Here is a 12772-nt window from a genome sequence, read left to right as displayed (position 1 = left end):
CGAACAGTCACCGCGAATACACGCTGCAAAGGGGAGTGTTGACGGCAATGCTCATGCCTTTCTCTGTAACTGAGTGTTTCGTAACTCATAACAGCAGTCAGCGATTCGTTGTACCTGATCCTGGTAATGCGATACCAACAGGATGGTTGTTGTGCTCCGCAGCTCGTTGAGTAATTCCTCGATACGCAGGCAGCCTTGGCGGTCCAGCGAGGAAGTAGGTTCATCAAGAAGAAGGATCTCCGGGTCCAGCATCAGGCTGCGTGCAATGCACAACCGCTGCTGTTGACCGCCTGAGAGCTGAGTGGCAGTAGCCTGTAGTCGATGTCCCACCTCATCAAGGAGGTGAACTTTACGCAACATTTCTTCACTTTTTGATGCAATCAGGTCCTTGTCTCGAATATTCAGGAGCCTTAGTGGAAAGGCGAGGTTTTTTGCGATACTCATGGGCAGAGGATTGGGATGTTGAAAGACCATGCCCACTTTGCGACGCAGCCTGTCCACTGGGTAATTATCCTGGTAGATATTGACCATTGCGCCATCTAATGCAAGCGCTACTTTTCCCTCCAGTCGGCCAGCCCCTTCCTCTTCCCAAAGCCTGTTGAAAATGCCAAGCAGCGTTGATTTTCCGGTGCCTGATGGTCCGGTAATGGCGGTTATTTCGCCAGCCGGCAGATCGAGATCGATCTCCTTGAGAATGGTCGTGCCACCATAATGAAAACTGAGCTGTTCTGTATAGATTGCAGTCCTGGCCTGAGACATGGTTTTATCAATCCTGTGTGTTTACCTCTCCTTAGGCGGAGGCGTGTCATTTCATCAACCGTTTAGAGACTCCCTGTTCCAGCAATAGAGCAAGCAGGAAGAGCAAACCGCAGATGGTGAAAAGAAGGATGGCTGCACCAAAACCATGTTGGAGTTCTGTTGCATCACTGTACTGTGAAGAAACATAATAGATGTAAAATGGGAGCGCCTCATACTGCTCCAGAACAGAGCGAACCATACCCGCTGAGGCCACAGCCCCTGTGAGCATAATGACAGCGGTGTCTTCCGCTGCGCGTCCTATTGCTAAAATAATCCCGCCAATAAGGTCATTTATGCGACTTGGGAGAAGCACATAGACGATGTTTTGAAAGGTATTTGCCCCGAGTGCCGGTCCTGTAAGACGCAATTCAGGGGGAATGGAGGAGAGACTCGCCTGGGTCGTCCGTACCAGATACGGGACAATGAGAAAAGCCAAAGCCATAGCCGATAAGAGCAGGCACGGTCCGAAGCGGCCCGGAAAAAGTCGGTGAAGTACTATGGTTACTGCAAACCCTGCTAAACCAATAACAATGGAGGGGAGGCCTGCAATGATATCAAAGAGGAGTCCAAGCACTCGCCGCTGGCCAGGAGAGCTGTATTCTGACAGATAGATTCCACCGCAGATGCCTGGAACGATCGCCAGCGCAAGCGCGAGCAGGACCAGCATGCCGGTCCCCATTAGTGCGGGGAATAACCCATCAAAAACCTGACGGCGACCAAGCAGGGCATCAAGTACAGCCACATCATCAAAAATTAATTCAAGCCCGAGGATACTGCCACCCCGTACCAGCAGATACGCTATTACTGTCAACAACAGGAGCAGAGGGAGGAGTCCGAGTATCCAGCAGCATACAACCAGCCACCGCTCAGTACTGCGATTCATGGCACAACCTCGTCCAATGCCTTAACGCCGTGTGGCATGGCTTGCCCCAAATCGTTCAAGTAAGCGAACGGAAAGAATCAGACAGACAGTAAAAAGGGAGAGGAGCAGGCCACAGGCAAAAATGGTGGTGAATTCCATTGAAGAAAAATCGGCAGCAATGACCAGGGCGATGTGCGCTGTAAGCGTGCGGCCAGAGTCAGTGATGGACTCAGGGAGCGCAATACTGTTACCGGCAAGCATCAGACTGATCAGGGTATCCCCCATGGCACGGCCAAGCCCGAGAACAACACCAATAAGGAAGGTGGGGTAGGCTTGTGGAACCACCAGGTAGACCAGCTTCTGCATCGGTCTGGCACCAAGGCTGTCCACCGCAGCACAGTAAGACCGCGGTACGCTCTGCATACCGTTGACAAAAAAAATAATCATGGTTGGTGCAATCAGCACGGCAAGGACCAGAGACGCGGTGAGGATGGAGAAGCCTGACCCCTGTATGATATATTCCCGCATCAACGGTACTAAAAGAAAAACAGCGACAAAGCCATAGACCACCGTGGGCACACCAGCCATAAAACGAATAGCGATCAGCAGCAGACGGCGTAAAGGGCGAGGGGCCAGTGTATCTGCCAGGCAGGCGGCGCTAATGCTCATGGGCAGGCTGAACAATAGCGCCAGGAGCGTAACCCGTAAGCTGCCCACTATCATGGGCACAAGTCCATAAGAATATTCTTGAGGATTCCAAACCGTGGAAAAGAGCGCAAACAAACGACCACTTTCCACCAATGGCCAGCCAAGGAGGGCCATCATAAGTAAAATAGCGATGAGCAGCAATCCGCTCCCCATCGCCATGACCCGGCATACATATTCAAAGCTTTTGGCTGCGTTACACACAAAAACTATAGAATTACCTTATTTTACCGAAACAAAGCCTTTCGTTTTCACCAAATCCTGACCAGTAGGGCTAAAAATGAAGTCAATGAAGAGTTTTGCCAGTCCCTGTGCATCGCCCTTTGTATTTGAGTAGAGTCCCCGCGCTACAGGAAAAGAACCGTTCTTGACATTCTCAAGGCTAGGAGCAACACCATCAAGGGTCACCGGTGTGACGGATTGGTCTATGTGTCCGACAGACACAAAACCTATGGAGTAAGGGTCGCCGGCAATGGCTGTCTTCATGGCACCGTTGGAAGGCACAACGTTGGCTTTGGCTGAAACCTCAGCTTTTTTCAACCCCTTTTTCCAGAAAACAGCACGGGTACCGGAAGCGGCATCGCGATCATAGAGGTTAATGGCACGATTGGCTCCTCCCAGCTCTTGCCAGTTTGTAATCTTGCCGGAAAAGATGTCCTGGAGCTGTGCCGTCGTGAGTGCAGTAACCGGGTTTTTCGGATGCACTACAACTCCGACACCGTCAATGGCCCATTTGTACATGACCAGTCCATAGTCGGTGATTTCTTTTTCAGTTGCTTTACGACCCGCGTTGCCAATATCGATCAATCCTTCGCCAACCTGTTTGATACCCACACCGGAACCACCGCCGGCAATGGTTATGCGGATGTCGGGATTAACCTCCATCACCATTTTTGCAGCGTCTTTCATCACCGGAATATGGGCAGTTCCACCGGCAATCTTTATTGTTCCACTCTGCCCTTTAAACGGGTCAAGATCACCGGCTGCAGCACATGTGGTAAACGGGACCAGTACGAGGATGGTCAGCATCAGTTTATACACGTTTCCCATGTTTTGTTCCTCCTTAACACTATTGATAACTGGCGACCAGAAACAGTACCGGTCAATGCACTTGTACCTGGCCAATATTACGTCTAATTTGAGAATTTTTAGGTGTTACCACGGAGGTGCTGAATAGTCAAATAGGTAGTACGGGCAGCCGCTATTCAAGCGATAGGTTTTTTCTATCATTTTATTCCATGTAGTTCTTGTCCAGCTATTCTACTGAAGGTGCAGGGGGCGTATGTTGCGGTGCTGAAAAATTCCTGAACGGGTGTTTTGTGGAAACCATGCGGAGAGAAGGGAAATGTTTGGCTTTTGGCGCAGTAGCCGCGGTCAAAGGGGGCCGGTCTCTGGTTGCTTGACCAGGCCCGAGAAAAGGGAAGGATCAGATGGAATCCAGTTGAACGCCTCGCCGATGAAGCAGACTTCCCTCTGCAAGAAAAAGGTTCACCAGGGCGATGCGATAGTTGACCACAGCCTCGATTTCAGCAAGCCGACTCACCAGCAGGTCGCGCTGTGCCTGGGCCACCAGCAGGGAGGTAGTGTCGCCGATGGAAAAGCGCTCCTGCTCGGCCTGGAGAGTCTGCTCTTCGAGTTCCCGGGTTACAGCGCTGGCTGCTATTTGCTGTCGGGTCCGTTCAGTTTCATTTGCTGCGAGGCGGACATCGAGCTGCACCATATTTTCTAAATTCGAGACAGCCGCTCTCGCCTGGTCCCGTGAGGCTCTTGCCGCAAGAAGTTTGCCTTCCGCGCTTCGGTTGCCAAGATATGAGCTGAGCTCTACGCCGACGAGCATATCATAATTTTCCTCGTCTATATTTGACCAGGCTGCTGAAAAGGATTCAGCATAACCGGATTTTCCCAGGTCAATAAAGAGGTCCAGCTTGGGCAGCAGTCCATTGCGTGTCCGCACGACCTCAAGGCTCTGTTGCCGGTGGCGTAGACGCGCTTCATTGAGGTCCGGGCGCAGTCGAAGTGCAAGTTCCAGCCGTTCATTAAGATCGCCTAAAGGGGTCGTATCCATCCGAGGCTGGCTGGTTGGGTCGATGAGCAGTTGAAAATGCTGGTTTTCGGTGACATTTAAAAGCCGAAGCAGGCGCAGGCGTCGCTCTATCTGCCGACTGCGACCCTCGAGCAACGCCTGTTCCTGCCGGGCAACTTCAGCTCGCGTGGCAGCTGCAGAATTGCGTGGTATCACACCAACCTCAATCTGACTCTCCACCTCGTTGAGTTGCTTTTTGGCTATATGGAGAGACTCCTCAAGGATGGAAATGCCTTCGGTCGCGAGCACATAGCGCCAATAGGCGATCTCAACTTCCGCCAATAACGCTTCAATAAAACCGCGGAACTCGTAGAGGGACGCCTGGGTTTCCAGTTGCGCCTGACGGACACCTACAAGGTTGACCGCCGGACCAAACCCTCGTAGAAGTGACTGGGTAACGCTGAGGCCGAAGCGGACATCCTGCTGCTCCGGCGTTCGGTTTGATGTAGAGCGTCCGTATCCCACCGACGCCTCAAGGGCTGTACCACTGGGTAACTGTTGACGTAGGCCCGCAATCCCCTCTACATCGTCTCCCTCCACACTGAACCTGTCTTCTGTGCTGCGCGATGTCTCGCTGGCGGTTTCTTCTGAGTATTCGATGAGCGAGAAGAATTCCGCATCATAAACGCCTCGCTCAATCTGCTCAAAAGTTCCCGCTATCAGCGGCGTGTACCGTTCAACCTGGAGTTCACGGTTACGCTGCAGCGAAAAAAATACCGCCTGTTCAAGAGAAAGAGCAATACGCCCATCTTCTACCTGGGGAAGAGGTGATTTTTCCTGCCACTGCGGTTGCGGTAAAAGCCTGGTATCTACAGGAGCACTCTTTTTCAACGTTGCATTGTCTTGGTAAAGTGTTTCAATATCGTACCAGTGATCAGGGCTGCTGCAGCCGAATACCAAGCAGCAGATGACGAAGCCGTATACCTGCTGCATTTGCAGGGTCAGTCTTCCTGCAGAACTCATTGAGCCACCTTGTTGTCTTTATCAGCGTGCACCAGGGAAAAGACCACGGGTATCAGCACCAGAGTAACCAGCGTTGAAGCGGTAAGCCCGCCGACAACTGCACGGGCAAGCGGTGCCTGAGCATCCGCTCCTTCACCGATTCCAAGCGCCAGCGGGATAAGCGCCAGGACGGTAGTCATACTGGTCATGAGAATGGGCCGCAGGCGGCGGCGGCCTGCTTCCATCACCGCATCTTTCACCGAATAGCCGCTGCTATCCCTCAACCTGGCGGCCTGGTCCACCAGCAGTATGGCATTGTTCACCACAATGCCGCCCAGCATGATGCAGCCGATATAGGATTGGAGGTTCAAGGTGGTGTCGGTGAGAAAAAGGGTGCTGAGGACACCTATGGAGGCCAGCGGAACACTGACCATGACAATAAGCGGGTCACGGAATGATTCGTACTGGCAGGCCAGAACCATGAACACCAATACCAGGGAAAGCAGCAGCGATCCGGTAAGTTCCCTTGACGCCTTCTCCTGCTCTTCGATATTGCCGGCAACCCGAAGTTCATACCCTTCAGGTATGACCACCTCGCCAAGCGCATTGCGGACATCTGCCACAACCGAACTCAGATCAGGACCTTCAAAATTTGCCCTTACCGAGACGATCCGTTGCTGATCCTTTCGCTCTATCAGGGCAGGACCTCGGCTGGCTCTGGTATCAACGAGATTGCGCAGCGTAACCTTGTCGCCACTGGGCGTACTGAACACCAGGTTGAGGATCTCCTCCAGCGATTGTGATTCCGCATCCTTGAGTTGCATGAGAATACGTGAGGAATTTCCCTCAGAGCGAAATTCTCCCACCTTGGCGCCCACCATAGCGCTTTCCAGGGTCTTGGCCACTTCGCGCAGGGTTAATCCCAGGTCTGCCACCCGGTCCCTGTCAATGCGTATATCCTGCTGTGGCACACCGGCGCTTCGACTGATATCAACATCGGTAATGCCTGTCACTGTTTCTATCGCCCGAGCGGCCTGTTCAGCCAGCCTATCAAGGGTTGTCAACTCAAAACCTCGAACTTCAACGGTTACCCCCTGGTCTCCGCCCAGTATCCGCTCAAGAATGAACTGTCCCTGGGGTGCACGAGTTCGAATGGTCATTCCTGGAATACGCCCCTCCAGCAATGTGCGCAGATCGGCTGCAATTTCACTATTTGAGCGGGTACGCTCGGTCGCAGGAGTCAGTGATATCCTGATTTCGCCGGTGGACCGTGCATTGCGCCCGCCAGCACTGACCCGGGTAACGGAAGAGAGGGCTTCTGGCACAGCAGGGAGGACGATCGTTTCCATCAGCCGTGTTTGTTGGTCAACAAGGTCAATACGGGTGCCTACCTCCATTTCTCCTGTGACTCGTACTTCCCCCTCGTCGCTGGGAGGAAGAAAGTCTGAGCCGATCAGGGGAAGCAGCAGCAGGCTGGCTGCAAAGAGGGCAGTTGAGAGGAAAATGACCAGCCAGCGGTGCTGCAGGGAGTAACGCAGGAGAGTCGCATACCCATCATTCAGTGCCTGGGATACGTTCCCGGTAAAGGCAAAAAGCCCTCCTGCCTTACTCTCCGTTTCTGCCTGCACTTTCAGCATTTTCGAGGCCAGCATCGGTACCAGGCTGAGTGACACGAGCAGCGAACAGGTAAGGGAGAACATTACCGTAAATCCCAGCTCCTTGAAAAGCTGGCCGGAGACACCCTGCACAAAGGCAAGAGGGACAAAGATGACCAGCGTGGTCAGGGTACTGGCAAGAATGGCTGTTCCCACTTCCTCCGCTCCGGTGGTTGAAGCAATGCGGGCAGACTCCTGGTGCTCCTGACAGCGACGGAAAATATTTTCCAGAACAACCACCGAGTTGTCAACCATCATGCCCACTCCAAGAGCCAGTCCTCCCAGAGTCATCAGGTTGATGGTAAAGCCACCAAAATAAATCATGGCAAAAGTGGCTATAATGGAAATCGGGATTGCAACGGTTATGACAATGGTGGAGCGGATATTACGCAAAAATACAAGGAGCACCAGGACCGCCAATCCCCCGCCATAGAGGACGGACTGGGCGACGTTGCGGATAGATTGTTCAATAAAATTACCCTGGTTGGTAACCGGTACGACCGTGAGCATCGGGAAATCGCGGTTGATTGCTTCGATTTCCTTGAGCACCCCTGCTGCAACATCCACGGTATTTGCGCTTGGCTGTTTACGAATAGCGATATTCAAGCCGGCATTTCCGTTAAGGCGGGTGATTCTTGTGCGTTTTTCCCACGTATCATTAATCTCCCCGATCTGTCCCAGGGTGATAAACCCTCCCTGGCGTTTTGCCACCACCGTATCACGGATTTGCTGCAGATTGACAAATTCCGCAGGAGCGCGCAGGGTAACCTCATATTTCCCCTCATAGATACTGCCGGCCGGCAGATCCAGATTGGCATCGCGGGGAGCACTCAGGATGTCGTTGAACGGTATGCCCAGTGCGTTGATCTTAGCAGGATCAAGTTCAATGCGGATTTCTCTGCTGTACTGGCCCCAGGTATCGACCTGGGCGACACCTGGAATTCGCGCTAAACGAAATCGCAGCTGATTCTCAATTATCCGGGTAAGCTCAACCGGATCCATAGGGCTGGAAATACCCATGATGACGACCGGAAAACTTGCCACATCAAACTTGCTTACCCGTGGTCGCTGGATATCGTCGGGTAATTCGTTGATTTCGTCCTCAAGCTGGGACTGCACATCAATGGCTGCTGTATCAATGTCCGTGCCCCAGTTAAAACGGACCCTGACGCTGCTGCTACCCTCCGATGACTCTGACGTCAGTTCTTCCACTCCAGGCACGGTTGCTACAATTTCTTCCACTATCTGCGTGACCAGCCGCTCCATCACAACTGGGCTGGCGCCTTCGTAGCCGGTACGGACGGTAAGGGTGGGCATTTCAATATTTGGCAGCAAGTCGATCTGCAAGCGGCTAAAAGAGCTGAGGCCAAGTATGATCACAATCAGGGTAACCATGGAGGTGAAGACAGGCCGGCGGACGCTGATGCGAGGCAGATTCACTGAAGTTCTTCTCCACCCTGTTGAGTGGCAGCCTCCGATACAATTCGGACCTTCGCCCCCTCCTCGATGAACTGCTGGCCCAAAGTGACCACCTGGCCGAAAAGCTTGGAGCCGATAAGCTGCACCTGATCACCACTTGTAAATCCCGGTGTTACTTCGACCCATTCTACCGAGGTGGCGTCTTCTGCAACCCGGAAGACGCCGAGTTGATTGTTGCGTTTGGTGATGGCCATTTCAGGTACGCTGACTGCGTCCTCGGCCCGATCGAGTTCCAAGGTGCACCGGGTAAACATCCCAGGTTTGAGCAGATGTTCAGGGTTGGCGATTTCAAGCTCCATTTTTGCCTGGCGGGACGACTCCTGAAAAACAGGGGATATAAGCGAAACGGTTCCAGTAAACACTGTATCCGGGTAACCATCAGCCTGCACCTTTGCCTTCTGGCCGAGCCTGATGAGCGGATAATCTTTCTCAGTGACCTGAATTACTGCGATAACAGGATCTATTTCCACAATAGAGAGGATGGGAGTATTGGCTGCCACCGTGTTCCCTTCATCAACAAAACGTTCTGCTATGGTTCGCTCATCGTCTCCCTGTTGCCAATCTGCTTTTACCTGGGTGTAGCCCAGACGTATGCTGGCTGCTCGTAACAGTGCTTCTTCTCGTTTGAGATTTGCCTCAGCCACTTTGACCGCTGACTGGCCGGTTAAAAACTGTGCCTGGGCAGTATCATAGGCACTTTCAGATGCGATACCTTTTGTATGGAGTGCTTTGGCCCGATCAAGTTGGCGTTTGGCTATGACGTAACGGTTTACGGCTTCATCTCGATTTGCTTTGGCAACGGCAAGGCGGGCTTCAGCCTCTACTACTTCCTGTTCGAATTCGGCGTTCTCCATCTGCACAACGATCTGTCCGCGAACCACTGTATCAGATACATCAACAAGCAGTCGCTGAACTCGACCACTGACTTTTGGGGCAACGGCGAACTGGGCTCGAGGATCAATGGTCCCGCTGAACGTTCGATAAAAGGAAAGAGGCCCACGCTGCACGGTGGCGACTTCCACTGGCACGATACGGTTGATTTTCTTTTTCGTGAATTCGTTGGAAGTACTGTTTATTCCTTGGGTGACAGCAAAAATTCCCAGAGCGAGAACGGCGATCCCTCCTGCGATCATTAAAAGTACGGCCTTGGGTTGTGGCATGAACAATCCTGTTTGGAGAAGTGAGCTTCGAGATCAACGGAAGCTGAATATTTGTCCAATAGTAAACAATTCAACCAGTACAGGAAAACAAATTCAAAGAAAAAAATATTCTCGTTTTCCTCTCCTTTCAGGAAAGGCGAAGCATTGCCTCAACGCATAAAAGCAGAAGAACCCCTGTAAGCATCAGAAGAAGTACACCCTGCTTTGTGCACTACCCTGAGCGCAGTCGTGTTTTCACGCTGGCGCTTTCAGAGACAGACGGATAAAAAAAACGCCGTGCCTGGGCGGGGGTATGTCCTGAACTGAGCAGTGACCTCGATACAATGGAGTGCCATTTCCTGCCTCAATGGGCACTTAAGAACATTACAGGTACAATGTGGTAATAAAACGTATAATACTTTAGTATACCAGCGCGCCTGTCAGCGAGGCAGATGTGGAGGTATGCGACGCCCGCTGTGCGCGCCGTGAACCTGGGATTCATGCAAGGCACTTTTTTCTCCCTCGAGAACAGGTAATAGGCAAAGCACAGACTTTACCCTGCCACTGGCTCAGGTAGTAGTTTTGATAGCATATCCTTTGAGGATTGGATACATAGAGTTATCAAAATTTTGCGTGTGTAATCAAATACCACTTTGGAAGCGTTTAATGTATCGTCTGTCCCCAGGCTTTTCTGTTTCAAGTTGATCAATGACTTCACTCAAAGGAAACATATGGGCACTGTTTATTTTTCTGCTGGCGAGCAGTTTCCTTGCCTTTGTCATTGCTCATATCCAGGAGTGGAAAAGCGTTCACCAGGATTATGAAGATCGCCAGGTCAATCTTGTTAACCTGATTGCTGATGCTGCCAACTCGCTCTTTTTTACCCAGGAGATGATGCTGGATGTGGTGGGCAGAGAAGCGTACGAGAATAAAAGTCACCATATCCTTGACAATACTCTCGCTATTAACCCCTCGTATATTGCCTTTGGCCTGGTTTCCGCTGAAGGGATACCTCTCTATTACAGCTCCAATCTGGATTACGCTAACGCACCTGATTTACCGACTAACCCCAAAACAAGAGAGTCTTTTTTCTATGCCCTGGGAAAGGACAAGATGGTACTCGGCCGGACCTATTTTATGCAGGCTTATGGAGAATGGGGGATTCCTATCAGAAGGACCATTTTTAACGAGCAGGGGGACGTTGTCGGTTTAATGACTGCCGGGTTGCGTCTCAAGGGCACGGCAAGAATTTTTGACCAGCCTCTGCACTGGGGGAAGTATCACGAGGTTATGCTCATTCGTGATTTCGATAACTATGTGCAGTATTATTCTGGCGACAAGAATAACTTTGATACAATTTACAACCATCCTGTTGAGAGGGCCCTGCTTAATCAACTTTTCGAAGGCATCGTTGCCAAATACAATTGCTCGCTTGATGACCTGAAAGCTGCTGAAAAGCCGCATGTCCTCATTTTGAAAGTGAAGGGTGAGACTAAACAGTTTGTTCTGCGCTATGATCGCTATTTTGAGCTGTGGACAGTCTCTTCGATCCAGGGAACGAAAATTCATGCGGTTTTTTTAAAGACGCTCAAGATCAATGCGCTCATTTTCGTTGTTGTTTTGGCAATTATTGCCCTCCTTTTTCGCTCTATCGCCCAGGCTGAAGCAAAGCGTCGCAGCGATCTGATTTTTCAGGCCACCCATGATCCGCTGACCCAGTTGCCCAATCGCAGGTACCTTCAGGAGAAAATCGATAATTGGATCTATCCGGGGGCTCAGCCCTTTAGTATCCTGTACCTGGATATGGATGGCTTTAAAAAGATCAATGACAGCTATGGTCATCGGTTCGGCGATCAAGTATTGATCGATATGGCCTTTCGCTTGAAAAGGATCGTGCCTGAGAGCAGTATTGTCGTTCGCCAGGAAGGGGACGAGTTCGTAATCCTCAGCTACGGTGACGATGATAAGGAACTGAAAAAGCACGCAGAGGGTATCATAGATGAACTGTCCCGACCGTATACGATAGATCAGCTCAGCTTTATTATTGGGGTAAGTGTCGGTATTGCAAAGTACCCCCAACATGGTTCAGACCTGGACAAGCTTTTGCGGTCTGCTGATATAGCCATGTATGAGGCAAAAAAGCAGAAGAACAATGTCTGCCACTATAACTTATCTATGCTGGACAGATATCTTGAGGATGTCGCCCTGGAGCAGGCGCTCCGACAGGCGCTTGATAAAAAGCAACTTTATATGGTTTATCAGCCTCAGATCGACAATAGTGGCCGGGCGTACGGGGTAGAGTCATTGATACGCTGGGAGGATGAAAACCTCGGCTTTGTCCCGCCTGACAAGTTTATCGCTGTAGCTGAATCCTCCGGGCTGATGATTAAACTGGGCCTGTTTATTCTGCAGACTTCCCTGCGCGAAATGAGCACCCTGCAAAAAGCACTCGGTATCACTTATCAGACCTCAATTAATATTTCCGTGAAGCAGTTTATGGAGGCCGATTTTTTAGGTACGCTCAAAGAGGAGATTGATAGGAGTGGATTGCCCCACGATAGCCTGTGCCTGGAGATCACAGAAAGCCTCTTTATTGAGGATGTCGATTACATTTTGCCTCTCCTGGGGGAACTTCACGATCTGGGACTGCGTATTTCCATGGATGACTTTGGCACGGGGTACTCGTCACTCAGCATGTTGAACACCTTGCCGATTGATGAACTGAAGATCGACAGGAGCTTCATGACCAGTATGGTCAATGACGATTCGTCCACGCCGATGATACGCAATATTATCGCCATCGGCAAAAACCTTGATCTTGATGTACTTGCCGAGGGTGTTGAGAGCCAACAGCAGGAAGAACTGCTGAAAGTTTTTGGTTGTGACCAGTTCCAGGGGTATTACTATGCCCGGCCGATGAAATATGATCAGCTGCTGGAGTTTTTCCGAGGCAAGGAGGCTGCTGGAAAACCTGCTTTGACTTTAGTTTGAGAACTGTAGGCACGTTTTACTGCAGTCGAAAAATAAAATCACCTAATATCAGCATGTTGCACTTTCAAGTCTCCTGATTTTGGTCAAAACCTGTAGGCACACGTTTGAGTAGTTTTTT

Annotated in this window: 8 protein-coding genes; 1 reads left to right on the top strand and 7 read right to left on the bottom strand. The window is 51.2% G+C overall.

Features of this window, described 5'->3' with window-relative positions; translation table 11 throughout:
- Window positions 1-51: 51 nt before the first annotated feature.
- The 7 genes from ACZ52Z_RS04245 to ACZ52Z_RS04215 form a co-directional block, all read right to left on the bottom strand.
- Window positions 52-759 carry a phosphate ABC transporter ATP-binding protein gene (locus ACZ52Z_RS04245; protein ID WP_464269513.1) on the bottom strand — a complete coding sequence of 236 codons (708 nt, stop codon included), beginning with the start codon at window positions 757-759 and terminating at the stop codon, window positions 52-54.
- 46 nt (window positions 760-805) lie between these two features.
- Entirely contained in the window at window positions 806-1681 is an 876-nt protein-coding gene (locus ACZ52Z_RS04240; protein ID WP_464269512.1) for a PstA family ABC transporter permease, read from the bottom strand.
- A gap of 21 nt (window positions 1682-1702) precedes the next feature.
- A complete protein-coding gene (locus ACZ52Z_RS04235) occupies window positions 1703-2521 on the bottom strand; it encodes a PstC family ABC transporter permease (protein ID WP_464269511.1) in 819 nt (272 codons plus the stop codon).
- A gap of 66 nt (window positions 2522-2587) precedes the next feature.
- Window positions 2588-3415 carry a phosphate ABC transporter substrate-binding protein gene (locus ACZ52Z_RS04230; RefSeq protein ID WP_464269510.1) on the bottom strand — a complete coding sequence of 276 codons (828 nt, stop codon included), beginning with the start codon at window positions 3413-3415 and terminating at the stop codon, window positions 2588-2590.
- 376 nt (window positions 3416-3791) lie between these two features.
- Window positions 3792-5411 carry a TolC family protein gene (locus tag ACZ52Z_RS04225; RefSeq protein ID WP_464269509.1) on the bottom strand — a complete coding sequence of 540 codons (1620 nt, stop codon included), beginning with the start codon at window positions 5409-5411 and terminating at the stop codon, window positions 3792-3794.
- On the bottom strand, window positions 5408-8485 hold the full coding sequence (locus ACZ52Z_RS04220) for an efflux RND transporter permease subunit (protein WP_464269508.1): 3078 nt from the start codon (window positions 8483-8485) through the stop codon (window positions 5408-5410). Before ACZ52Z_RS04220 ends, ACZ52Z_RS04225 begins: the two co-directional genes overlap by 4 nt.
- Window positions 8482-9684 (bottom strand): efflux RND transporter periplasmic adaptor subunit, encoded by a 1203-nt coding sequence (locus tag ACZ52Z_RS04215; RefSeq protein ID WP_464269507.1) that lies wholly within the window; start codon window positions 9682-9684, stop codon window positions 8482-8484. The genes ACZ52Z_RS04220 and ACZ52Z_RS04215 overlap by 4 nt, the downstream gene beginning before the upstream one ends.
- Before the next feature lie 687 nt (window positions 9685-10371).
- On the opposite strand from ACZ52Z_RS04215, the gene ACZ52Z_RS04210 reads away from it, so the two are divergent.
- Window positions 10372-12654, top strand: a complete 2283-nt coding sequence (locus ACZ52Z_RS04210; RefSeq protein WP_464269506.1) for a bifunctional diguanylate cyclase/phosphodiesterase — start codon at window positions 10372-10374, stop codon at window positions 12652-12654.
- Window positions 12655-12772: the final 118 nt, after the last annotated feature.

It is taken from the genome of Desulfogranum aggregans (assembly GCF_055398265.1).
This window is presented reverse-complemented; position numbering and strand designations above follow the sequence as displayed.

Bases quoted from the DNA above. Each gene is read 5' to 3' on its own strand.
- ACZ52Z_RS04245 (WP_464269513.1), bottom strand. From the start codon at position 759: ATGTCTCAGGCCAGGACTGCAATCTATACAGAACAGCTCAGTTTTCAT.
- ACZ52Z_RS04240 (WP_464269512.1), bottom strand. From the start codon at position 1,681: ATGAATCGCAGTACTGAGCGGTGGCTGGTTGTATGCTGCTGGATACTC.
- ACZ52Z_RS04235 (WP_464269511.1), bottom strand. From the start codon at position 2,521: ATGGGGAGCGGATTGCTGCTCATCGCTATTTTACTTATGATGGCCCTC.
- ACZ52Z_RS04230 (WP_464269510.1), bottom strand. From the start codon at position 3,415: ATGGGAAACGTGTATAAACTGATGCTGACCATCCTCGTACTGGTCCCG.
- ACZ52Z_RS04225 (WP_464269509.1), bottom strand. From the start codon at position 5,411: ATGAGTTCTGCAGGAAGACTGACCCTGCAAATGCAGCAGGTATACGGC.
- ACZ52Z_RS04215 (WP_464269507.1), bottom strand. From the start codon at position 9,684: ATGCCACAACCCAAGGCCGTACTTTTAATGATCGCAGGAGGGATCGCC.
- ACZ52Z_RS04210 (WP_464269506.1), top strand. From the start codon at position 10,372: ATGACTTCACTCAAAGGAAACATATGGGCACTGTTTATTTTTCTGCTG.